The organism is Lysinibacillus sp. GW823-FHT06C08, assembly GCF_058795135.1.
On record NZ_JBXAHN010000002.1, the window covers coordinates 1 to 21,755 of the forward strand.

Annotated in this window: 23 protein-coding genes and 1 pseudogene; 18 read left to right on the top strand and 6 right to left on the bottom strand. The window is 38.3% G+C overall.

The features are described from left to right. On the top strand, positions 1–201 hold a 201-nt coding region (locus AC1Q6O_RS07500), incomplete at its 5' end, for an IS3 family transposase (RefSeq protein ID WP_492401032.1). Between the two features lie 59 nt (positions 202–260). On the opposite strand, the pseudogene AC1Q6O_RS07505 reads toward AC1Q6O_RS07500, so the two are convergent. Further along, positions 261–902: pseudogene (locus tag AC1Q6O_RS07505) on the bottom strand (HAD family hydrolase). 82 nt (positions 903–984) lie between these two features. After that, complete coding sequence (locus tag AC1Q6O_RS07510; RefSeq protein ID WP_089984886.1) at positions 985–1,752, bottom strand: sporulation protein; 768 nt, start codon at positions 1,750–1,752, stop codon at positions 985–987. 312 nt (positions 1,753–2,064) lie between these two features. On the opposite strand from AC1Q6O_RS07510, the gene AC1Q6O_RS07515 reads away from it, so the two are divergent. The 3 genes from AC1Q6O_RS07515 to AC1Q6O_RS07525 all read left to right on the top strand — a co-directional run bounded on the left by AC1Q6O_RS07515 (position 2,065) and on the right by AC1Q6O_RS07525 (position 5,088). Further along, positions 2,065–2,802 (top strand): urease accessory protein UreH domain-containing protein, encoded by a 738-nt coding sequence (locus AC1Q6O_RS07515; protein ID WP_090003141.1) that lies wholly within the window; start codon positions 2,065–2,067, stop codon positions 2,800–2,802. A gap of 26 nt (positions 2,803–2,828) precedes the next feature. Further along, on the top strand, positions 2,829–3,539 hold the full coding sequence (locus AC1Q6O_RS07520) for a cytochrome c biogenesis CcdA family protein (RefSeq protein WP_427422115.1): 711 nt from the start codon (positions 2,829–2,831) through the stop codon (positions 3,537–3,539). 67 nt (positions 3,540–3,606) lie between these two features. Further along, positions 3,607–5,088, top strand: coding sequence for a multicopper oxidase family protein (locus AC1Q6O_RS07525; protein ID WP_089984879.1), 1,482 nt, complete (start codon positions 3,607–3,609; stop codon positions 5,086–5,088). 52 nt (positions 5,089–5,140) lie between these two features. Here AC1Q6O_RS07525 and nhaC read toward each other — a convergent pair whose 3' ends face one another. Continuing rightward, entirely contained in the window at positions 5,141–6,523 is a 1,383-nt protein-coding gene (nhaC, locus tag AC1Q6O_RS07530; protein WP_008175805.1) for a Na+/H+ antiporter NhaC, read from the bottom strand. 544 nt (positions 6,524–7,067) lie between these two features. Between nhaC and AC1Q6O_RS07535 the strand changes: the two genes are divergently transcribed. The 7 genes from AC1Q6O_RS07535 to AC1Q6O_RS07565 all read left to right on the top strand — a co-directional run bounded on the left by AC1Q6O_RS07535 (position 7,068) and on the right by AC1Q6O_RS07565 (position 12,678). Continuing rightward, positions 7,068–7,688, top strand: a complete 621-nt coding sequence (locus AC1Q6O_RS07535) for a DUF47 domain-containing protein (protein WP_008175806.1) — start codon at positions 7,068–7,070, stop codon at positions 7,686–7,688. Positions 7,689–7,703: 15 nt separating this feature from the next. Further along, the gene (locus AC1Q6O_RS07540; RefSeq protein ID WP_008175807.1) at positions 7,704–8,720 is read left to right on the top strand and encodes an inorganic phosphate transporter; all 1,017 of its coding nucleotides are present in this window, start codon (positions 7,704–7,706) and stop codon (positions 8,718–8,720) included. 48 nt (positions 8,721–8,768) lie between these two features. Then, the gene (locus AC1Q6O_RS07545; RefSeq protein WP_346038125.1) at positions 8,769–8,891 is read left to right on the top strand and encodes a hypothetical protein; all 123 of its coding nucleotides are present in this window, start codon (positions 8,769–8,771) and stop codon (positions 8,889–8,891) included. Between the two features lie 342 nt (positions 8,892–9,233). Continuing rightward, the gene (locus AC1Q6O_RS07550; RefSeq protein WP_346038124.1) at positions 9,234–9,932 is read left to right on the top strand and encodes a response regulator transcription factor; all 699 of its coding nucleotides are present in this window, start codon (positions 9,234–9,236) and stop codon (positions 9,930–9,932) included. Further along, positions 9,929–11,380: a HAMP domain-containing sensor histidine kinase gene (locus tag AC1Q6O_RS07555; RefSeq protein ID WP_008175812.1), complete on the top strand. Its 1,452-nt coding sequence runs from the start codon at positions 9,929–9,931 to the stop codon at positions 11,378–11,380. Before AC1Q6O_RS07550 ends, AC1Q6O_RS07555 begins: the two co-directional genes overlap by 4 nt. Then, positions 11,377–12,447, top strand: coding sequence for a LolA family protein (locus tag AC1Q6O_RS07560; RefSeq protein ID WP_346038123.1), 1,071 nt, complete (start codon positions 11,377–11,379; stop codon positions 12,445–12,447). The genes AC1Q6O_RS07555 and AC1Q6O_RS07560 overlap by 4 nt, the downstream gene beginning before the upstream one ends. 9 nt (positions 12,448–12,456) lie before the next feature. Beyond that, entirely contained in the window at positions 12,457–12,678 is a 222-nt protein-coding gene (locus AC1Q6O_RS07565) for a hypothetical protein (protein WP_043990014.1), read from the top strand. Positions 12,679–12,815: 137 nt separating this feature from the next. Here AC1Q6O_RS07565 and AC1Q6O_RS07570 read toward each other — a convergent pair whose 3' ends face one another. Together AC1Q6O_RS07570 and AC1Q6O_RS07575 are read right to left on the bottom strand one after the other, a co-directional pair. Beyond that, positions 12,816–13,169 carry a DUF4260 domain-containing protein gene (locus tag AC1Q6O_RS07570; RefSeq protein ID WP_089984868.1) on the bottom strand — a complete coding sequence of 118 codons (354 nt, stop codon included), beginning with the start codon at positions 13,167–13,169 and terminating at the stop codon, positions 12,816–12,818. Beyond that, positions 13,156–13,596, bottom strand: a complete 441-nt coding sequence (locus AC1Q6O_RS07575) for a MerR family transcriptional regulator (RefSeq protein WP_346038122.1) — start codon at positions 13,594–13,596, stop codon at positions 13,156–13,158. The genes AC1Q6O_RS07570 and AC1Q6O_RS07575 overlap by 14 nt, the downstream gene beginning before the upstream one ends. A 114-nt stretch (positions 13,597–13,710) precedes the next feature. On the opposite strand from AC1Q6O_RS07575, the gene AC1Q6O_RS07580 reads away from it, so the two are divergent. The 3 genes from AC1Q6O_RS07580 to AC1Q6O_RS07590 all read left to right on the top strand — a co-directional run bounded on the left by AC1Q6O_RS07580 (position 13,711) and on the right by AC1Q6O_RS07590 (position 17,082). After that, on the top strand, positions 13,711–14,217 hold the full coding sequence (locus AC1Q6O_RS07580; RefSeq protein ID WP_089984866.1) for a sigma-70 family RNA polymerase sigma factor: 507 nt from the start codon (positions 13,711–13,713) through the stop codon (positions 14,215–14,217). Beyond that, the gene (locus AC1Q6O_RS07585; RefSeq protein WP_090003148.1) at positions 14,210–15,400 is read left to right on the top strand and encodes a hypothetical protein; all 1,191 of its coding nucleotides are present in this window, start codon (positions 14,210–14,212) and stop codon (positions 15,398–15,400) included. Before AC1Q6O_RS07580 ends, AC1Q6O_RS07585 begins: the two co-directional genes overlap by 8 nt. Before the next feature lie 233 nt (positions 15,401–15,633). Beyond that, the gene (locus AC1Q6O_RS07590; protein ID WP_036225173.1) at positions 15,634–17,082 is read left to right on the top strand and encodes a tetratricopeptide repeat-containing diguanylate cyclase; all 1,449 of its coding nucleotides are present in this window, start codon (positions 15,634–15,636) and stop codon (positions 17,080–17,082) included. Between the two features lie 47 nt (positions 17,083–17,129). Here AC1Q6O_RS07590 and AC1Q6O_RS07595 read toward each other — a convergent pair whose 3' ends face one another. Then, on the bottom strand, positions 17,130–17,684 hold the full coding sequence (locus tag AC1Q6O_RS07595) for a GNAT family N-acetyltransferase (protein WP_089984862.1): 555 nt from the start codon (positions 17,682–17,684) through the stop codon (positions 17,130–17,132). Between the two features lie 166 nt (positions 17,685–17,850). On the opposite strand from AC1Q6O_RS07595, the gene AC1Q6O_RS07600 reads away from it, so the two are divergent. From AC1Q6O_RS07600 to AC1Q6O_RS07615, 4 genes are all read left to right on the top strand, one after another. Beyond that, positions 17,851–18,321: a DUF2975 domain-containing protein gene (locus AC1Q6O_RS07600; protein WP_008175822.1), complete on the top strand. Its 471-nt coding sequence runs from the start codon at positions 17,851–17,853 to the stop codon at positions 18,319–18,321. 10 nt (positions 18,322–18,331) lie between these two features. Beyond that, positions 18,332–18,544 carry a helix-turn-helix domain-containing protein gene (locus AC1Q6O_RS07605; protein ID WP_008175824.1) on the top strand — a complete coding sequence of 71 codons (213 nt, stop codon included), beginning with the start codon at positions 18,332–18,334 and terminating at the stop codon, positions 18,542–18,544. Positions 18,545–18,749: 205 nt separating this feature from the next. Next, positions 18,750–19,397, top strand: coding sequence for a TetR/AcrR family transcriptional regulator (locus AC1Q6O_RS07610; RefSeq protein ID WP_346038119.1), 648 nt, complete (start codon positions 18,750–18,752; stop codon positions 19,395–19,397). Between the two features lie 38 nt (positions 19,398–19,435). Next, a complete protein-coding gene (locus AC1Q6O_RS07615; protein WP_089984860.1) occupies positions 19,436–21,754 on the top strand; it encodes an ABC transporter permease in 2,319 nt (772 codons plus the stop codon). Position 21,755 lies beyond the last annotated feature (1 nt).

Genomic DNA, 21,755 nt, shown 5'->3' on the forward strand with positions numbered 1-21,755 from the left:
TGTTTGGACAACGCAGTCATCGAAAATTTCTTTGGCTTATTAAAATCTGAACTCCTGTATCTACAAGAATTTGAATCTATGGCACATTTTGAACAGGAGCTCAATGACTATATTCACTACTACAATCACAAACGAATGAAAGAAAAATTAAAAGACCTAAGCCCGGTGGAGTACCGAACTCAGGTCTTAGCAGTTGCTTAACTAAATATGTCTAACTTTTTTGGGTCAGATCTATTTCTCGTTGGCCATTGCCTATCATTTTATTGTTTGTTGTTTAAATAGTCGATGATGGAAGGTAATTCTGACAAATCATCAATGATGGCATCTGCCTCAACATGATCCCATTGAGCATCCTTTTTCCAAATACCTTTCATGCCAACAGCTTGAGCACCCTTCACATCATTTTCAGGGTGATCTCCTAAAAAAATGCTGTCATGAGGATAAACCTGTAGCTTGTCTAAAGCTCTCATAAATAGTTGGGGATCAGGCTTTTTAATATTCTCCCATTCAGAAACTAAAATCACATCAAAATATTTCTCAATGGCTAAAGCTTTAATATTGTCCATTTGAAAATGACCATAACCATTCGTAATGATTCCTAGAAGATTTTTATCCGTTTTCAATTGTTCTAATAGGCTAATTAGATTTGGGAAGGCGACACAATAATTTTTGAATTCATTGATGTAATCTAGCAGAAGCTCCTCCCAAGTGAGAGCTACTATATTAAATTCCTGCACTAATTGCTGATATAGTTAAATAAAACGAGACACATAGCTTTCTTTTGGAATATGATTCAATGTCATACCTAGTCGCTCATATTGCGACTCTATAAAAAATTTTACAGATTCATCTCTATTTAACAAAGTTCCATCTAAATCAAATAATACCGCTTTTATTCCCATACAATAAAGCCTCACCTTCATAAAAGGAGCTAGAAGAAAAACTAAAGTAGTTGAAGTGCTCTTCAACTACTTTTTAGTGAAATTATATATGCTTTGAAATAATTTGTTGGAATTTTTCTGGAAGCGTCGGTAAATCGTGCAGCGTAATTGTTGTTCGAACGTAGCTTTCATCCATCTCTAAAGCCTCTGCGAAGAAGCTCCCAATCCCTCTTACTTTGCGGTCAATTTGTAAAAGAATTTCTGCTGAATGATTGGACTGGGACAGGAAGACCATTTCAAGTTCATCTAAATGGCCTCTAAAGGAACCTGTTGGTACAAATTCAAACTCCTGTACAAATGGATAATACCCACGGAAGCGAGCTGGGGCTTGCTCACATTCTGCTTCTCGTAAACGAAAACCTAATCGACCTATAGCATCAAGTATTTGCGCTGCAAGGCTTGTTGGCTCGACACGAATATAATCTTTGTCACTTGGGTCAACTGCGTTTTTAATATCGAGTCCAGTTTGAATCCATACTTGCGTTTTGCCTGCACTAATCGGTGTTTCAAATGGCAGTGTCAACGAAATGGGAATGACCTTCTCTTCACTAGCAGCTAGTGTAAAAGGCTCTGTCACTTTGACTTTCTGTAGAGTGGCCACCTCTGTATGTTTATGATCATTTGACTCTCGTACATATGTCGTATTAATGGACAAATAGATGGAATCCACTTGTTGTTCAACTTGACCGCCACGCACGATGATTTCCCCTCGCATGACTTCCCCAGCTCGATAAGTATCCTTTTCCAACCTTGTATCAACTGTTGCTGAACCTATGCCAAAACTTGCTAGTGCTTTATGAAAAAAAGACATTCTTACATTCCTCCTACGGACATTGTTAGCTATACATACGCACAGTTTGAAAAAAGGTTTCAAGACTCGTAAATTTTTCACCATACTAATTGAAAATCCAAAAGGGGATGCAGTACCCCAAACGGAACGAACCGCTTTCTATGTGTAGATTCGTATTAATGCCTCTACCAACAAAAAGACAAACTTTGATCACATCATCGTCTTCTAAAAGCAGGAGAATCGATTTCTGCATCATTTATTCATATTTAACCTTTATACTAGTTTTGGCTAGTTTGTAAAGCTGAAATGATGAACAGATTGAAGGTGTTTAAATTGTATAGTTTTTTGTCAGCTATTAGTCAGTTTCTAAGTGAGCCGATTAATCAATTTTTAAATGCCTATGAGCATTCAGCATGGGCTATGGCACTGCTATTAGGTCTCATAGGGGCACTAGCTCCATGTCAAATAACCGGCAATATGAGTGCTATTACATTTTATGGAAATAAAACGCTGCAAATGAAAAATAATTGGCAGGAGATACTGTTTTTTATTCTTGGCAAAATAGTTGTTTTTAGTGGACTTGGGCTTTTTGCGTGGTTATTTGGACAATCGTTTGAAACTAAAATGACATTGTATTTTCCCATTTTCCGTCAGGCCATTGGACCAATTATGCTGATGACAGGGCTCGTTTTATTAGGTTTATTGAAGCTGAAATTTTTAAATCGTCTGTCGACGCTTATTCCTCCTGTTATGAAAGGGGGCAAACTAGGCTCCTTTTTAATGGGCGCTAGCTTCTCTATTGCCTTTTGTCCGACCATGTTTGTCCTATTTTTTGTATGGCTAATGCCCATCGTAACTAACACAACCTATGGGTTTATCTTACCTAGTATTTTTGGGGTTGCCACTTCTATACCATTACTCATCATGTTGCTTTTCATTTATCTGTTCGATGCGAAGCGACTCATTTTACGAACAAGCATGAAGATGGGGAGAGTTATTCAAAAAGTGGCAGGCATATTATTACTATTATTAGGTATAGTGGACACTATTACATATTGGGGAATCACTTAACATGAAAGATGTAAGGAGCGCTCAAAATGAATCCAGATATAAATCTTTTATTAGCCTTTGGTGCAGGGTTTCTAAACTTTATTTCGCCATGCACCTTACCGCTCTATCCTGCTTTTATTTCTTATATTACAGGGATGTCACTGGATGAGCTTCAGGGTGACAATAAAAAATTAAGAACGATGGGTATGTTGCATACACTGTTCTTTTTAATTGGATTTTCGGTGATTTTTATTTTCTTAGGATATAGCTCATCTGTTGTCGGATGGTTTTTCTTCCAGTACCAAGATGTATTGCGACAGGTTGGAGCTATTTTAATTGTTCTCTTTGGTTTAATAATTATAGGGGCTCTATCTCCGAAGTTTTTAATGCAAGAAAAACGTCTTTCCTTTAAAAATCGTCCTACAGGCTATTTAGGCTCCTTTTTCATTGGGCTTGCCTTTGCAGCGGGATGGACCCCTTGCACAGGTCCGATTACTGGGGCAGTTTTTATGATGGCTTCTCAACATCCAGGGATGGGCATGTTTTATATGGTAGCCTATGTTTTAGGGTTTGCCATACCGTTTTTCCTGCTATCACAATTTGTCACGAAACTCGCATGGATACGAAAATATAGTCAAACGATCACAAAAGTGGGTGGCTATTTCATGATTGTGCTAGGAATTGTTTTATTTTTCGACGGTTTAACAGTAATCATCATTTGGCTAAGTCCATTGTTCGATGGTTTTTCAGGATTTTAACGCTCTTCATTATTTCTCCATACTTCTTTGTTACAGTACTTTTGTCGTAACAAAAGGAGGAAAATAGATGAAATCTAAAATGCGGTTTTCATTACTGACAGTATTGATTGTACTTATAGGCGGGTGTAGTGCTAGTAAAACAGAAGACCATGTTTCGACTAAATCAATGAACAACGCTCATGAAGGAATGGGTATGACAAATGGTCATATGAGTCATACAAATCCTTTACAGCTTGCTCCCTCTACAGGAGAAAATGAGTTGGCTATACCTCCATTACTAGAACCAGATGGAAAAAATCCAGCTCACTATTCAATTGTGGCACAAGAAGGGACAACAGAGTTTTATCAAGGTGTCCAAACAGAGACCTATGGCTATAATGGTTCCTTTTTAGGGCCAGTGATTCGAATCCAATCGGGACAAACTGTACAATTTACAACTACGAATGAAATGAGTAAAGAGACAACATTCCATTGGCATGGTTTAGAAATACCGGGTGAGGGGGATGGTGGCCCACATGAACAAATAGAGCCTGGTCAATCGAAGAAGCTAACTTTTCCTATCCGCCAGCAAGCAGCTACTTTGTGGTTTCACCCTCATCCAGAAGGACAAACGGCTGAGCAGGTATATAAAGGGCTAGCTGGGCTCATTTATGTGGAGGATGAAAATTCACAGCGTTTAGGATTACCTCAACAATATGGCGTAAATGATATTCCGTTAATTTTTCAGGACCGCCAATTTGATGATCAACAACAATTAAATTATCAACAGTTCAAAAATAATGATGGGACAATTGGTGATACATTGCTTATTAATGGTACACTCAATCCGAAGCTCCATGTACGCCGAGAGCCTGTTCGCCTTCGATTGGTGAACGGCTCCAATGCCCGGAATTTCACCTTTATGCTAAGTACGAATGAGGAATTTCAACAAATCGCCACAGATGGAGGATTTCTAAATAGCCCTGTTCCACTAAATAAACTGACCTTAACACCAGGTGAACGTGCTGAAATTATCATCGATTTTTCCAAGCTAAGTACTTCCATTGATTTATCATTGATAAATGAAGAAGGTGTAGTCCTGTTACCGTTTACGATCACAAATGAACGCACTACTCCACAGAAGATGCAGGATGTATTTAATCAATTCTCTACAACTAGTGAAGAACAACAATTACCTGTATCTAAACGTTTAGAGCTATTTGGTATGGGGACGATGGTAACGATTAATGGCAAGCAATTTGATCGTACTAGAATTGATTTTGTACAACAACAAGGAGTGACGGAAATTTGGGAAATTTACAATAAACCCGATATGATGGGCGGCATGACTCATCCGTTTCATTTACACGGTACGCAATTTAAAATTGTATCCATTAATGGTCAGGCGCCACCGCTTAATGAACAGGGCTGGAAAGATACGGTGTCCATTGAACCAGATGAAACAGTTAAATTGGCAGTGAAGTTTCAAGATAAGGGTATCTATATGTTCCATTGCCATTTATTAGAGCATGAAGATAATGGCATGATGGGACAAGTGAAGGTAGAATAGAAACTTTTTGAAACATAGAAAAGGTAGCTGATCAACAATCAGCTACCTTTTATTATTGCTCAAGCTTAGTTAATGTTTTGCCGCTCCAACCAAAAAGTACAGTTAGAATTGGCCCAAGTAAACAGAAGAAGGTGAATGGTAGGTAATCCAGTGTGGAAATTCCAAGGACACTTGTGATGAAAATACCACAAACACTCCAAGGTACAAGTGGATTGACAACCGTTCCAGCATCCTCCATGACACGAGATAAGTTTTTAGGTGCTAGCCCAACCTTCGCAAATTGAGCTTTAAATGCTTCACCTGTTAACAGGATAGATAAATACTGCTCACCGATTAATGTATTAACTCCAATGCCGGTAAGAGCGGCGCCTGTAATAACGGAACCAGCACTTTTAAATAAGCTTTCAACCTTAGCTAAAATACTTTGTATAATACCAAGTGTGAACAAAAGACCACCCATTGTTAAGGCCAGTAAGACAAGAGCAATTGTAGCTAGCATACTATTCATGCCCCCGCGTGTCAGTAGGGCATCTACTTCCTTATTACCAGAGTGAGAGACATAGCCATCAAATAAAACTTTGAAGACGTCTGAAGCTGGTAGGGGATCTAGTGTATAAGATAGACCTACACCAAGAATAGAAACAACGGCTAATGTAATAACGGCAGGAGCTTTATAAAAAGTCATCATAACGAGGACGACAATTGGTAATAATGTATACCAATGAATAAGTCCTGTAGTTAATAATCCTTCTTTAAATTGCTCCACCGTGTCAAAAGATGTTGCTTCGCCTGTTGGCGATAAAATAGCGTATAGTACGAATGAGATCAGGAAAGCAGGGATTGTTGTCCAGCCCATATTTTTAATATGTTCAAATAAATCTACACCGACTGTTCCTGAGGCAAGATTGGTTGTATCGGATAATGGTGACATTTTATCACCAAAAAAAGCACCAGAAACAATTGCACCAGCTGTTATGGTTAATGAAATGTCCATGGCACCTGCGATACCCATAAATGCCACACCGACAGTTGCTACTGTTGTTAACGAACTACCAACAGAAATACCAACGATGCTACAAATTAAAAAAACAATGGCAAAGAAAAAGTTTGGTGAAACAGTTAAAAAACCATAATAGATGAGCGTAGGGATTGTTCCACCCATAATCCAGCTCGAAATTAAAATACCAATAAAGAAAAAGATGAAAACAGCGCCCAATCCAGCACTAGCACCCGCAATCATTCCACCCTCTAAATCGCGAAAGGGGACTTTTTTTAGTAATCCATAGGCTAGTAAAAAAGAAATAACTAAAAAAATCGGAATATGGGGTGTTGCTTTTAAATACCCAATACTAAAAGACATTGTGGCAATAATTAAAAGTATAACGAAGCTTGCCTCCATAAATCGAGGGTTGCTTTTAGCTTCTATTCGAAACATATGAAACCTCCTAATAAATACTTCTTCGCTTCAATGCGGTGAAGCCCAAAAGTATTATAGCACGCTAATATTTTTTGTCAATTGACAGAAAATTGCAGAATTCCTTCAAGTCAATGCTCTTAGGTTGGTGTCCTTACTTTTATGTATAAGCAGGAACAAGGACGAGCATAACAAATAGGAAAGGTGACATGTTTCGACATCTATAGGTAAAAAATAGCAGAGGAAATACTTATTTCGAATGTAAATAACGTTTACAATTCCTTAACATTTCATGTGGTAAATAAATAGGGAGAAAAAAGATTATTTCAAGTATTTTTATAAAAATAACAGAAAAAACGGTCATATTTAAAGAAAAAATAGTGATTTTTATTATTTGATTTCCAACGTTTTCAACTTGGAAACCAGCCTAAAAATAAATGTGGCAAATTTTATATTACAGTTTTGTAAAATCAACATAGAAGTGTTTAAAATTTTGTAGAATTGTGTAAATGTTTTGTTATGATGTTTCAGAAATTGATAATTTTTATTTTACAGGAGGAACAAGATGTTCAACTCAAACAAGCAAGATCCATTTTTTCAGTCATTATTAAAAATCGCTAAAAATGTGAATGAGGGAATTTATTATGCTCATAATGCCCATATTCAAGATATAGATGCGTTAAAAGAAATTGCCGATACAATGAAAGATTATGAAACAAGCGGTGATAAATTAATTCATGAGCTTATCGTAATGCTTAATAAATCATTTATGACACCAATCGAGCGAGAAGATATTTTAGCTTTAGCCAATAAATTAGACGATGTAATTGATGGAATGGAAGGCTGTATTGCCCACTTCAATATGTACAATTTAACAGAAGTAACGGAGCCAATGCGTCAATTCCTAACATATATTGCGAAGAGCACTGATGAGATGGTACAAGCCATGGAGCTATTAAATAATAAAAAGCTTGTAGAGATGCGTAAACATGCGATTCAAATTAAAGATAATGAACGTGAATGTGATGAAATCTTCCGTTCCTCTATGAAACAGTTATTTATTCAAGAAAAAGATCCAATGCGCCTCATTGTTTTCAAGGATATTTATGAGCAATTCGAGGATATTGCTGATAGCTGCCAAACAGTGGCAAACACAATTGAAACAATAATTATGCGTAACGCATAAGATGGAGTGTAACAAATGGATACAATCTTACTAATTACCATATTAGTCGTTATATTCGCATTAGTGTTCGACTTTATAAACGGCTTCCATGATACAGCGAACGCTATTGCAACGTCTGTATCAACCCGTGCATTAAAACCACGTACAGCGGTTTACATGGCTGCGGTTATGAACTTCGTCGGAGCTATTACATTTGTTGGGGTAGCCAAAGCTTTAACAAAAGATATTGTGGACCCGTTTACCTTAAATGCCTATGATGGCGATATCACAGGTTCTGTTGTTATATTAGCAGCTCTATTATCTGCCATTACATGGAATTTACTTACGTGGTATTTTGGAATTCCATCAAGTTCTTCCCATACATTAATTGGGTCTGTAGCAGGTGCCGCGATTGCAGCAGCTGGATTCAGTATTCTAAACTATGCTGGATTTATAAAAATCTTACAAGCACTGATTTTCTCACCTCTACTAGCGTTCGCCGCTGGTTTCCTAATGATGACCATATTAAAGGTCATCTTTAAAGATATGAATTTATACCGTACAAATAAAGGCTTCCGTACCATGCAAATCGGAACAGCGGCCTTACAATCATTTACACACGGAACGAACGATGCCCAAAAAGCGATGGGTATTATCACACTCGCTTTAATCGCAGGTGGATTACACACAGGCGACGATATTCCTTTCTGGGTACGTTTTGCAGCAGCAACAGCAATGGGTCTAGGTACCTCTGTAGGTGGTTATAAAATCATCAAAACAGTGGGTGGCAAAATCATGAAAATTCGCCCAGTGAATGGAGTTGCAGCTGACTTAGCTTCGGCTTCTATTATCTTTGGCGCGACATTAATTCACTTACCAGTATCCACAACACATGTTATTTCTTCATCTATCATGGGTGTAGGAACAGCACACCGTGTCAAAGGCGTTAAATGGGGAATGGCCCGTAAAATCGTCACAACATGGGTCATCACTATGCCAATCTCAGCAGTAATGGCAGCATTAATTTACTATTTTTTAAGTTTATTTTTCTAGTTCAATCCGAAGAATGCACAATCACTGTGCATTCTTTTTTTGTTTGGGATGAAGTGGGGCGGAGTGACGGATAGAGGGAGGAAAGTGACGGATATAACGGCAAAAGTGACGGATAGCGAGGGCAAAGAGATGGATAGAGCAAGGAAAGTAGCGGATAGCCCTGCGGAGTAGAGGAAAACGCGGAGGAAACGATAGAACAAGCAGAGTGACGGATAGAACAAGCAAAGAGACGGATAGCGAGGGCAAAGAGATGGATAGAGCAAGGAAAGTGGCGGATAGCCCTGCGGAGTAGAGGAAAACGCGGAGGAAACGATAGAACGAGCAGAGTGACGGATAGAACGAGCAGAGAGACGGATAGCGCGGCCAAAGTAACGGATAATTCCTCAGAGAAGAAATGAAAAACCCCAATCATTTGTGCAAAATGGGGATTCGTTCTATGTTAAATATAAAGAAAGTGTAAAGTTCGGAGAAAATCGTTTTTTCCGTAGTAAGGTTAGTGCAGGAGGAGAATGGATGAAGGTCAAGTTATTACTGATTGAGGATGATGCAGCTATTGGTCGCATTGTCAAAGATACAATGGAGCAAGAGGACTATCTTGTAACATGGGCCACTACGGGTCTTGAAGGGCTGGCAGATTTTCAGGAGCAACCATTTGATTTAGTGTTGGTGGATTGGATGCTACCAGAAATGGATGGTCTCACGGTTTGTCAAAATATACGTTGGGAAAGCGATGTCCCCATCCTTATGATGAGTGCTCGTAAGGAAGAAGCGGATAAGGTGGAGGGCTTGCAAGGAGCGGATGATTATATCGCAAAACCGTTTAGTTTAGAGGAATTAAAGGCTCGTGTGGCATCGCATCTTAGACGCTGGAGACGCTATAACAAGCAAGAAGAAGTAGAAGAGCAAACTGCCTATGCAAATGGATTAATCATTGATTGGCAACGAGAAATAGTGAGCATTAACCAGCAAGAAATAGCATTAACTCAAAAGGAATTTGCTCTTGTCAAGCTACTCGCAAAAAATCCGAGCCAAACCTTTACGAAGAAGGAACTGTATCAGTATATTTGGCAGCAAGCAACTTTAGAGGACACTCATACTGTCACAGTACATATAAAGGCACTAAGAGAGAAGCTTAATGATTCGGTGAGACATCCATATTTTATTCAAACTGTGTGGGGCAGGGGTTATCGTTTTATTGGTGAACCGTTATGAAAATTAAATCTTGGTTACTTATCACTTTTTTTATTGTCATGGTGTTGCCCATATCTGGTGCTTATAGTCTATATGTGTGGATAAATGCTTATTATCAAGATAAAAATGTTGCGGAATACTTTGACAAGTGGACAGAGCTAAATCAGGTAAAAGCGATCGTTGACAATCCAGCACTATATCAAAAAAATGCAAATTTAGAAGAGATAGAAGAGCTGACCAATGGGCAATTGGCGATTACACTTTACACCAAGTCAGGTTTTGTCTTATATTCCTCAAACCCTTTACAATCAGGCTATGTATGGAAAGAGCGTATATTTAAAGGTTTATATGATTTACAACAATCATACAACGCCTTTACCTACAAGGAGCCAGTATATCACAATGGGGACTTGTTGGGCATCTATGAAATTCAATTAATAAGAACTGATTGGGTAAAAGGTGTAGAGAAGCGTTCATGGCTTGTCATTATAGGCTCTATCTTGCTATTTTTAGTGATTTATATAGGGGTCATTTTGTTGCTTAATCGGAAACTTAATCGACCATTACGAGAACTGATGCATCAAATGCGAAATTTTGCCAAAGGTGAGCATATAGAATCCAATTTAAGTACAAGAAAAGATGAGATTGGTTCACTCGCCCAAACATTTGTGGCGATGCAACATGAAATTGAAAATACCCGGGTTTCCTTAAAAGTAGAACAACAGCAAAAAGAGATGATGATTGCAAGTATCTCCCACGATTTAAAAACGCCTCTTACCGCTATTCAAGCCTATGCGGAATCCTTACTAAACAATGACTTATCACAACAGCAGCAAGAAGAATATCAGCAGGTCATCATCACGAAGGCCGATCGAATGAAGCATATGCTAGAAGATTTATTGATGTTTACATTACTCCAATCAACGAGCTATGAATTAGAGCTGGTAGACGTTGATGGGGAAGAGTTTTTTGAGATGGCTTTGTCGGACTATGAACCGTTATGTGAGGAACAAGGTTTTACATTAGATGTATTCTGTGATGTAGATGGGCTGTATGCTGTGCATCCTAAACAACTTCAGCGTGTGATTGATAACTTATTGAGCAATGCATGGCGCTATGGTGAGATCGGCACATCTATTGGTTTAGCGGCGGTTAAAGCTGGAAGTTTTCCGGAATGGGGGTTTGATTTCCTGAAGCCAGCCCTAACGAAGCAAGAGGGTATGTATATGATCGTGCAAAATAGCGGGCAGGGCTTGCCACAAAAGGACATTGTAAAGTTATTCGAGCCCATGTATCAAGCGGATCATGCAAGATCAAAGGCTGGAGAACGGGGCACGGGACTTGGCTTAAATATTACGAAACAAATTATTGAAAAACATGGTGGTACAGTAGAGCTGCTTTCTAGTGAGAATATTGGAACAGCTGTTGTCTGCTGGCTCCCACCTAATAAAGGAGTAGACGAACTATGAGTTGGAAAAATTCATGCCGAGCAGCAGGCTTAATCGCTGTCATGACATTTAGTTTAGTAGGCTGTAATACCGAGGCATCGTATTCACCCCAGGAAATTATTGAGCAGACGCTCCAAGAATCGAAGCAACCGCTTACCTACTATGGCGAATATACGTTAGATATGGGAGAGCTAGGTGGCAAAGCTCAGGTAAAAGAATGGGTCAAGGATAAGTATAGACGTATAGAAATGAAAGGTGACAATGATGAACATGTCATCACGGTCAAAACTGACTCTGAGCTGATAAGCTATGATGTCACGGAAAATACAGCTTTTAAAATGGCGTATCCACAAGGCGAACTTGACGGGCTACGATCGCCTAGGGAAGAGGTACAGCTTGTTTTTAATTTGGTGAAAGATACTCATGAGATTAAGATAGCAGGCGAAGAGAAGGTCGCTGGGAGAGACACATATAAAATTGTCGCAAAAACTAAAAAAACCGAATCACTATTTGGGGATATAGAAGCATGGATTGACAAAAAAACATGGCTGATGTTAAAAATGAAGTCAGATAATGCAGGTAATCAAATAATCACCGAATACTCAAAAATAATTGTTGATGAAAAAATAGATGATCAACAATTTATACTTGATCTACCAGAGGATGTAACGATCCAAGAAATTAGCGGTGAAGATACTTCAGAATTAATTTCATTGGACGAAGCAAAGCAACAACTAGAAAAGTTTTTAATGGTTCCGCAAGAAAATGGCCTTTCTATAGATAAAATTTCAATGGTTAAAGGATTAGAGGATCGACCAGAATATTCCTTTGACTTTGGATTAGATGGGCAGCCAGCTTTTTTCATCACTATTTTTAAAACGGATGAGAGTATGAGTGAAATTGGTCCCATCTTAAATGAAAAAGAGATGGATATTCGAGGACAAAAAGGAACGGTTATGGATGATAAAAATTTCCGCTCGATTGCTTGGCAAGAAAACGGCTACCAGTATAGTATCGTTGGCGAAAATCCAGAGTTAACGATTGAGGATCTTGTAAGCTATGCACAACAAATGGAATTTGTTCAATGAGGTGATGCTATGAAAAGGGCACAGGGGTTGAAGAGTCTTGCATTGTTTTTATTTACTACTATTTTTTTATACGGGGTAGGCGATACCTATCAAGTTTCTTGGCTACAATTTCATTTTACGGGCCGATATGATGAAGTCGGTTTTTATTTCAGCTTTACTTCACTTATTCCGATATTGATTGGATTATTGATGGTAGGGCTTTATGAATCACTTTTAAAACGATTAATATAAAAAGTTTAGAAGCAGGATCTCGGTTGAGGGTCCTGCTTTTTATAGTAGGAGTACAATATTGTTTTATCATTGACCACGTTTTTTTTATGGTTTTGCTCAACCATTGATTTTCCTTTATTCAGACTTCTTCTTGTTCATTATGCTATCTGCTGTAAATGTGTTTTTGTAAAGGCTTCATCATATTTTAAGCCATAACCGAGTGCTCGATCTAAGAAAATATGTGCCAGCCAAATCAAGGCAACCATCAGTAGTGTTGGGATGGAGAGCGTATAGCCAATTACGAGAAGGATAGCGGGTATGAAGAAGCTATGCCCCGTATTATAGCAAAGGGCACCCATTTTTAAATTGATTATATAACCGGCCATCGTTATATCAGGCAGCAATAAAAATAAAATAAATGATAGCCATGAAAAATCTAAGTGCGCATAGAAAAAGACCGTCAAGATAAAGGCGATGACATATTCTAGAGAGATAATTTTACGTAGTTTCATTGTAACCACGACCTTCCTGTAAATTTTGGTACATATCTTCAATAAGTGAATTAATTTTTTCTTTATTGTTTTTAAATTGTCCATCAGCCATTAATATTTTAGTTAGCTGTAGCGATTGTCGTGCATGCTGATAAAAGTGCATGAGCTGTTCAATATGGGCAATCTTTGCAGAAAATAGTTGTACCGTTTCTTCATTACACTCTGTGGATATAGGTTTTTTTTCGAGTGTCAGTAAATAGTTGATTTCTTGTAAGGTAAAGCCGAGCTGGCGTAGGACGAGAATAAATTTCATGGTCTGTTCACATGTGCCATCATACACACGGTAACCATTGTTTAATTTCTGTGGATGTAAGAGTCCTTCTTTTTCGTAATAACGGACTGTATCGGTGGATAATTGAAACTTCTCGGCAAATTGTTTAATTTTCATATGAGCACCTCCTACAATCATCCTAACATTGGAGTATGCTCCAAGGTCAATACACTTTTAGAAAAAATTTGAAACGGAGATTCATTGGGAATCGTTTATTGTGTAGGAGGGTAGGTGGGTGGCATACTTGAACAAATCATTGATGAACATGGAGAGCATTTATTGCGTCTCGCTTATTTTTACGTAAAGAACCGGCAAACGGCGGAGGATATTGTACAGGAGGTTTTTATTAAATTCTCTCAGTGTAATTATGAGGAACGTGGGCAGCTACGTGCTTTCTTATCCACTTTAACGATTAATCAAAGCAAGGATTATTTAAAAAGCTGGCATTATAAAAAACTACTTGTACAAGAAAAAGTGTTTCCTATGAAGTGGAATAAACAGCGTGATGAGCTAGTCGTGGCGGAGGAGCGATCCTCTGTGGGAGCGGCAATATTAAAGCTATCACTTCTGTATCGAGAGCCGATTGTTCTTTATTATTTTGAAGAAATGAAAATACATGACATTGCCCGATTATTAGGGGTTTCAGATAATACGGTGAAAACAAGGCTGAGACGGGCAAGAGAGGCATTAAGGTCCTATCTAAAACAGGACGAATGGGAGGTGCTAAAGGATGAATAAAGTACACAAAGAATTGGTCAAAGTAACGGGGGATATGACGAGTAGCAAAGAACGTGTTAAACAACATGTGCTACATTCTAAGAATTCCAACAAGAAGCCTTATCGATTCACACTTTTATCGGTCGTGCTCACCCTATGTGTGGCAGGTTTTATATTGGTACAGCTGTTAGGGAAGGAAACGACCCAGACGACTATATGCTTTGATGAAACACAGCTAGATCATTTTGAGCGTATAACACAAATGATGTGGCCCAATCAAAACAAGGAATATTATAAAGAAGAGGCTTATCGTTCGTATGAGAAGCTTGTTGCCGCATATTTTTTTGCAGAGTCATTAGGAATTACCTATACGAAGGATGAACTTGAGACGGAGAGAAAAAACTTCGTTGAGCAAATGGAAATGCTACAGCAATCACCTAAAAATAAAGCCTTTTTTCGAGGTGTAGAACCGAGTAAATATGTGGATGTTTATATGGAACCTCTCCTGCCAATGTATACAGCTAGAACGAAGCTCTACGCGATGTATAAGGAAAAATATCCAACTTTTTATGCCTATAAAGGCGTAGCAGATATTGAGGCTATTCGGTATTTCCAAATGAATTTTGCTGAACAGGCGACGGCCTTTCAAAAGGAAAATAACATCGTGAACCCTTCTAGTACATCTGGCACCTCTTTAGTGGGAACCGTTGCAAAGGTTGAGTCAAATGCCTTTTTATTTATCGAGGGTATTATTCCAAAAGATTTCGATCATATGACAGAAGAACAGCTGGAGGAAAAGTATGAGCAAGCTGACTGGTACCCTGTATTAGCCGATTTTCCTGTAGAACAAGGGGACTATATTACCCTTCATTCGACTGAAACGGGTAGCATAGAGGAGAATGGGGTTGTCAGGAAATATGGCTTATTAAACGATGTGGAGGTATTAGAGCCTGATGTCACTGTAGAGCTAAATCTGCAAAATGAACAAGAAGTAGCTGAATTCTTGCAGGATATGCCCTGGCAGAGGGCTGACTATATGCGAAGGCCCCCTGATTACTCCCTTCAGGTGGAAGGGGTGCGTATTGAAATATGGAAAGGCTATGGAGGTTCACTTTACCTCCAAAAGATAGGGAGTGGAGAAATCAAATTAAGCTCCGAAAAGGCCAAGAAATTAAAAGAATTACTAGGTATAGAAGAATCTTAACAAGTCTCTGTGAAAGAGGCTTGTTTTTTGTTAGCGAGAAAATTATAGTGAAAGTACTATGTTAAATTTACCATTAAAATATAAAATTAGAAACATAGGATAATATACACAATAATTTGTTTGTCTAGTATTAATTGCTTAATTTTGTAAAAATAAATGAGTCCAAAGAATTGTAATATTTTATTCATGCAGGTAGTATTAAAGAAGTAAGGTTGAAGATAAGGGGGAGCGGTATGAACGTACAAGAATTTGAAGAATTATGGATTACGCTCAATGAATTATATAACGCGGATCGTTTTTTAGAATATATAGAAATAAGTAGTGCCGCAATCGAAAGTGCCATTAAGCTTGGAATGTATGATAAGGCAATCCTTTTATTACGCTATAGCTGTGCCAGTTATTTTCAAACAGGTGATTTACAGCTATCGATTAGTGTACTTGAACAATATCGTGAGCTAACTTTTCAACATGGCAATGATATTGACCTCATTCAGTATTATAATATAGCCGCGATTTATTGGGGGACATTTGGTCACTTAAAGAAATCTGAAGAGCTGATGCTAAAGGGCTTAAAAATTGCTGAATCTATTCAACATGTGGAGAGCTTGGGGAAAATTTATAATAATCTAAGCGATTTGGAAATATCGATGGGCAATTATCGTACAGCCAAGGAATTCGCCTTAAAAAGTCTTTATTACTCGAATGCGTTTGAAGTGCAGCATAAAGAGCCTTATACAGGAATTATGTATCCAAAAACAAACCTAGCCGTATCACTTATATGGCTGGATGAGTTTGATGAGGCCAATGTACTATTACAAGAACTACTAGCCACGATTCATAACCCGCCCTATTCAAAAGTACAATTAGAGGTTTTCAATGCCTATGCCATTCTCTGTGAACGACAGGGACGTGTAAGTGAAGCTATTGATTTATATCAAAAGACTAAACATTATGCTTTGCAAAACAATGATCTGTCTTTGCTTCAAATTATCTATAATTCATTAGTGAAGCTTATAGAGGATCAGGGCAATAAAATTGTTTTATGTGCTGTTCAGAAAGAATATATTAATATTTTGTTAGAAATTCAACGTGAAAATTACTCTCATGTATTATTTGAAATGGAGTATAACGATCATAAGAAGCAATTTGAAAAAAATGCTTATTTCGATCCGCTGACGAATATTTACAATCGACGCTATTTTGATGAAAATGCAAAGAGGATGCTCGAAAAAGCAGCTGAAGGTAATCAGCAATTAGCGTTAATGATGGTGGATTTAGACCATTTTAAAGAAATTAATGATATGAATGGTCATCTATTTGGAGACGATGCATTAACGAATACCGCCAAAACATTGCAAGATTATTTTCAACCCTTTGAATCGATTGTCGCACGTTTTGGTGGAGATGAGTTTATAATCCTCAGTCAAGTAAAAGAGGGAGAAACGGTGCAAACATTGGCCGACAATCTTTATCAAACCTTAACGGCTTTGTCACTTACGGTGAATGGTGAAACAGTTCAATTGGAATTTAGTATTGGTGTTAGTACTAATGATTTTGGCAAGATAAAGATAGTGGAAGAGCTTATCCAACATGCGGATGAAGCGCTTTACAAGTCCAAGCGTAATGGACGCAACCAAATTACACACTATAACCATTATTGTGATGTGGGAAATGGTATTTAAAGAGTAAGAGGCATAACTTTATAAGTAGGTGCCTCTTTCATGTACGTTTACAAGCTATGGTAAGGATTAATAATGCCGTAAAATATGATATCCTCAAAAGTACCGTTTTTAAAAACATGATCCTTTAACGTTCCCTCATACTGCATGCCACACTTCTCCATGATTTTGCCAGAGGCAGGATTGGAAAGAAAATACTGCGCATAAACACGATGATACTGTTTTTCCTTACAAGCAAATTCAATGATGGCACAGGCAGCTTCTGTTCCATAGCCATTTCCCCAATACGGCTCACCAATCCAATAAGCCATTTCTCCATTTTGGTGTTGCTGACGATTCGACAGTCCAATGGCCCCATATAATTGCCCACTTTGTTTGTCCGTTATGGCAAATTCATAGAGCTGCTCTTGCTCAAAATTTTGTTGATGATTGGAAATCCATGACAATGCACAGTCTAAGGTATAGGGATAAGGTAAATTTAACGTGCTTTTATATAGAGCAAAATTATTACACAATGCACTTACTTCAGGTGCATCCGCTTCTGTGAATAGTCGGAGCATAAGACGCTCTGTTTCTATTGTTTTTTTTGCAGCTTGGTAATTCATTGAAATACCCCCTTCAACAATGATAAAAACGATTATAGCACAATAAAAAGAAAAATAAACCAAATAATGGATATTATTAATACCATGAAATTAGATAAAAATTTATTGAAAAACGATAAATTATATGGTAAATTGAACAGGATATTAAATAAAAGAGGTGCGTAATATGAAACGGGAAACACTCTTTTTAAAGATTGCTGTTTTTCTAATGGGGTTGCCGGTTTTTGCCTTATGTATATGGGTGGTGCCACGTGTTGCTTTAGATACAGCTCAGCATTCACCGGTCTTAACAATTACTGCATTACTTGGCGTCTATGCAACGGCAATTGCTTATTTTGTTGCTCTATATACGACGATCAAGCTGCTAAGCTATATTGATCAAAACATTGCATTTTCAGAGTTATCAGTGAAAGCTTTAATTAAAATTAAATATTGTGCAATTGTCATTAGTAGTGTTTACGTGGTTGGCATGCCACTGATATACTATGCTGCGGAAGTAGACGATGCCCCAGGTCTTATACTTATTGGAATGGTCATTATTGGTGCTTCTTTTGTAGTTGCAGTTTTTGCTGCTGTTCTTCAAAAGCTTCTAAAAAATGCCATCGATATCAAATCAGAAAATGATTTAACGGTTTGAGGTGAATACTATGGCGATGATTATCAATATTGATGTCATGTTGGCAAAACGGAAAATGAGTGTAACAGAACTTTCAGAGAAGGTTGGCATAACGATGGCGAATCTTTCTATATTGAAAAATGGTAAGGCGAAAGCGATTCGCTTTTCAACGTTAGAGGCGATTTGTGAGGCGTTAGAATGTCAGCCAGGGGATATTTTAGAATATAAAAGGAACGAAGAATAAAGACTGTAGGTAAAAGCCGTCGAGCACGCTCGATGGCTTTTGTCGTTTTTTCTTGGCGGGTCATCCGTATTTAATTGGAACGAGGTAGCTTTTTTTATTGAAAAAAGACTGTAGAAAATATTGCCATATGGAATATAGTTGTGCTACGATAAAGCTAAGATAATTCGACAGTCAGTCGGTCGGTCGATTATAAGGGGTTGTTAAGATGAGGGAAATGAAAAAGGCAGAAGAACGCAGAAATGAAATTTTAGATGCAGCAGATGAACTGTTTACGCAGAAGGGATTTGATGGCACTAGCACAAATAATATTCTTGAAAAAGTAGGAATTGCACGCGGTACTCTTTATTATCATTTTAAATCCAAGGAAGATATTATGGATGCCCTCATCGAACGTTATACGGAAACGATGTTAACGAGGGCAAGGGCAGTGGCACGGGATAGTAGCATTGCGGTGAATGAGCGCATATTGAGGGCTGTGATGGCATTAAATATGCAGAATGAAAATGGTCAGGAAATTATGGACCATATTCATAAGCCGCAAAATGCATTAATGCATCGAAAAATACAGCAGGTGGTCATGAATCATGTACCGCCATTATTGACGAGTATCATCCGTGAGGGTATTGAACAAGGGATTTATCATACACCCTACCCATACGAATGCATGGAGATGATTGTCGCATATACAAATACCGTTTTTGATGATGATTTGGTGTTGTTGTCAGATGAAGAGCGGGCTGCTCGTGTCCCAGCATTTATCTTCAATGTGGAGCGAATGCTTGGCGTGGAAAGCGGTAGTTTGTTGTACATGATGAAAATGTTTGGTCATGAAGGGGAAGGCGGGACGAAATAATTGTACTTAGGGTCTTAAAACTGACAAAGGGGTGACCTATGTATTTCAAAATTGTACGGAATGATATAGCGAATAGTAAGCTGATTACAAGTTTGACAACACTGTTTGTAGCAGGTGCGGCTATGCTTGTTACGCTTTCGGCCGTTCTTATTGTTCATTTATCAACTTCTATTGATACATTATTAAAGCAAGCGGAAACACCACATTTTCTACAGATGCATTCGGGTACTATCGATCAAGCGCGTCTCATTGACTTTGCCGAGCGAAATGAGCTGGTGGATGAATTTCAGATCAACGAATTTCTCAATGTAGATGGTGCCAAGATCAACATTGCAGGCAACACACTTGCACAAAATGTTCAGGACAATGGACTGACTACGCAAAGTGAGAAGTTTGATTTTTTACTAGACCTTGATGGCCATGTAATTGAAGCGGATAACGGAGACATTTATGTACCTGTAGGCTATATGAAGGACGGCACAGCCAAGCTAGGTGATACAGTGATGGTCCATAATAAGCCCTTTACGGTTGCAGGTTTTTTACGGGATTCGCAAATGAATTCCATGTTAGCATCATCCAAGCGATTCCTCGTGAGTGAAGAGGATTATGCAGCGATTCAGGCAGCCGGCACTATTGAATATTTAATAGAGTTTCGTTTGAAAGATTTGGCTGATTTAAGAAGCTTTGAAGAGGACTATCATCGTGCACATTTAGAAGCGAACGGACCAACGATTACATGGCCGCTCTTCAAAATGCTAAATGCCATATCGGATGGTTTGATGATCGCTGTTATTTTATTAATCAGCGTACTCGTGGTGGTCATTGCATTTATGTGTATCCGTTTTACATTGCTAACTAAAATGGAAGAGGATTATCGTGAAATCGGTGTAATGAAGGCCATTGGTATACGTGTTTCAGATATTCAGAAAATGTATTTTGCAAAATATGGTGTAATAGCGGCAATTGGCTGTGTGCTTGGCTTTATACTTTCCTTTATGGTGAGGGATATTCTTTTAGCCAATATCCGCCTATATATGGGGGATACAGCCAATACATCATTGGTCTGGCTATTCACCATTATCGGTCTGGTGCTAGTATTTGCTTCTATCCTAATTTATGTACAATTAATGTTGAAACAGTTTCGCAAGCTTTCGGCTGTTCAGGCTATCCGATTTGGCGTGATACAAAGTAAAGCAAAACATGGGAAGTGGCTAAATATTAGCTCCAATAAAAGCCTTCCAATCAATCTCTTTTTAGGCGTGAAGGATGTGCTTTCCCGTAAAGGTTTATATGCCACAATGCTTACTGTCTTCATAGTAGCAACTTTTATTATCATTGTGCCTCAAAATTTATACCATACCATTTCCTCCAAAAATTTTATTACGTATATGGGGATTGGCAATAGCGACATCCGCATCGATATTTCGCAAGGCAGTCAACATGTTCAGGATGTAACAACTGTGGTCAAAACGCTAGAGCGTGATCAAGATATTACAGATTATACGGTTTTGACGACGAAAAAGTTTACAACCATTACAAATAATGGGGTGGAAGAAAGTCTAAAAATTGAGTTGGGCGACCATACCGTTTTCCCAGTAGAATATGCGCAAGGGAGTGCGCCGAGAGCTCAGGATGAAATAGCACTTTCTGTTCTTAATGCGGAGGAGCTTCAAAAAAAAGTGGGCGATACCATTTTACTTATCATCCAAGGTGAAACGAAAACCCTAACCGTAAGTGGCATCTATTCGGATATTACAAATGGTGGAAAAACAGCGAAGGCAGCATTCTCTGATGATTCCACAGAAAGTATGTGGAATGTCTTCTATGGTTCGCTATCGAAACAATCGGAAGTCGAAAAAAAGGTTGCAGAGTATACAGATAGCTTCCATTTTGCCAAGGTTTCAGGCATCGATGAATATATTTATCAAACATTTGGAACGACCATCAGCTCTATGAAGCAAGTATCGAGTGCGGCACTTATAGTAGCTCTCTTTATGTGTGTGCTGGTGACACTGTTGTTTATGAAAATGCTGATCGCAAAGGATCGATCTCCCATCGCTATCTTGAAATCGATTGGCTTTACAAACGTCGATATTTCCATACAATATGCGGCACGATCAGTTGTTGTCTTAATACTGGCTATTTTTGTGGGGACATTGCTCGCCAACACATTAGGGGAAATTCTGACGACCACGGTCATTGCATCCTTTGGTGCAGCTTCATTTAATTTTATAATTAATCCACTAGCTGCCTATGTTTTTTGCCCATTAGCCCTCCTATGCGTCGTACTTCTAGCAACGCTTATTGGGACTGTTAAGGCGGGACAATTAAAAATAATGGATTATATAAAGGAGTAGA

What these genes read in the sequence shown, in the direction of transcription:
- AC1Q6O_RS07565 (WP_043990014.1), top strand. Translation starts at nt 12,457, where the DNA reads ATGAAAAGGGCACAGGGGTTGAAGAGTCTTGCATTGTTTTTATTTACT.
- AC1Q6O_RS07600 (WP_008175822.1), top strand. Translation starts at nt 17,851, where the DNA reads ATGAAACGGGAAACACTCTTTTTAAAGATTGCTGTTTTTCTAATGGGG.
- AC1Q6O_RS07545 (WP_346038125.1), top strand. Translation starts at nt 8,769, where the DNA reads ATGAAGTGGGGCGGAGTGACGGATAGAGGGAGGAAAGTGACGGATATA.
- AC1Q6O_RS07550 (WP_346038124.1), top strand. Translation starts at nt 9,234, where the DNA reads ATGAAGGTCAAGTTATTACTGATTGAGGATGATGCAGCTATTGGTCGC.
- AC1Q6O_RS07520 (WP_427422115.1), top strand. Translation starts at nt 2,829, where the DNA reads ATGAATCCAGATATAAATCTTTTATTAGCCTTTGGTGCAGGGTTTCTA.
- nhaC (WP_008175805.1), bottom strand. Translation starts at nt 6,523, where the DNA reads ATGTTTCGAATAGAAGCTAAAAGCAACCCTCGATTTATGGAGGCAAGC.
- AC1Q6O_RS07585 (WP_090003148.1), top strand. Translation starts at nt 14,210, where the DNA reads ATGAATAAAGTACACAAAGAATTGGTCAAAGTAACGGGGGATATGACG.
- AC1Q6O_RS07595 (WP_089984862.1), bottom strand. Translation starts at nt 17,684, where the DNA reads ATGAATTACCAAGCTGCAAAAAAAACAATAGAAACAGAGCGTCTTATG.
- AC1Q6O_RS07575 (WP_346038122.1), bottom strand. Translation starts at nt 13,596, where the DNA reads ATGAAAATTAAACAATTTGCCGAGAAGTTTCAATTATCCACCGATACA.
- AC1Q6O_RS07510 (WP_089984886.1), bottom strand. Translation starts at nt 1,752, where the DNA reads ATGTCTTTTTTTCATAAAGCACTAGCAAGTTTTGGCATAGGTTCAGCA.
- AC1Q6O_RS07525 (WP_089984879.1), top strand. Translation starts at nt 3,607, where the DNA reads ATGAAATCTAAAATGCGGTTTTCATTACTGACAGTATTGATTGTACTT.
- AC1Q6O_RS07540 (WP_008175807.1), top strand. Translation starts at nt 7,704, where the DNA reads ATGGATACAATCTTACTAATTACCATATTAGTCGTTATATTCGCATTA.
- AC1Q6O_RS07535 (WP_008175806.1), top strand. Translation starts at nt 7,068, where the DNA reads ATGTTCAACTCAAACAAGCAAGATCCATTTTTTCAGTCATTATTAAAA.
- AC1Q6O_RS07590 (WP_036225173.1), top strand. Translation starts at nt 15,634, where the DNA reads ATGAACGTACAAGAATTTGAAGAATTATGGATTACGCTCAATGAATTA.
- AC1Q6O_RS07555 (WP_008175812.1), top strand. Translation starts at nt 9,929, where the DNA reads ATGAAAATTAAATCTTGGTTACTTATCACTTTTTTTATTGTCATGGTG.
- AC1Q6O_RS07570 (WP_089984868.1), bottom strand. Translation starts at nt 13,169, where the DNA reads ATGAAACTACGTAAAATTATCTCTCTAGAATATGTCATCGCCTTTATC.
- AC1Q6O_RS07560 (WP_346038123.1), top strand. Translation starts at nt 11,377, where the DNA reads ATGAGTTGGAAAAATTCATGCCGAGCAGCAGGCTTAATCGCTGTCATG.
- AC1Q6O_RS07605 (WP_008175824.1), top strand. Translation starts at nt 18,332, where the DNA reads ATGGCGATGATTATCAATATTGATGTCATGTTGGCAAAACGGAAAATG.
- AC1Q6O_RS07615 (WP_089984860.1), top strand. Translation starts at nt 19,436, where the DNA reads ATGTATTTCAAAATTGTACGGAATGATATAGCGAATAGTAAGCTGATT.
- AC1Q6O_RS07610 (WP_346038119.1), top strand. Translation starts at nt 18,750, where the DNA reads ATGAGGGAAATGAAAAAGGCAGAAGAACGCAGAAATGAAATTTTAGAT.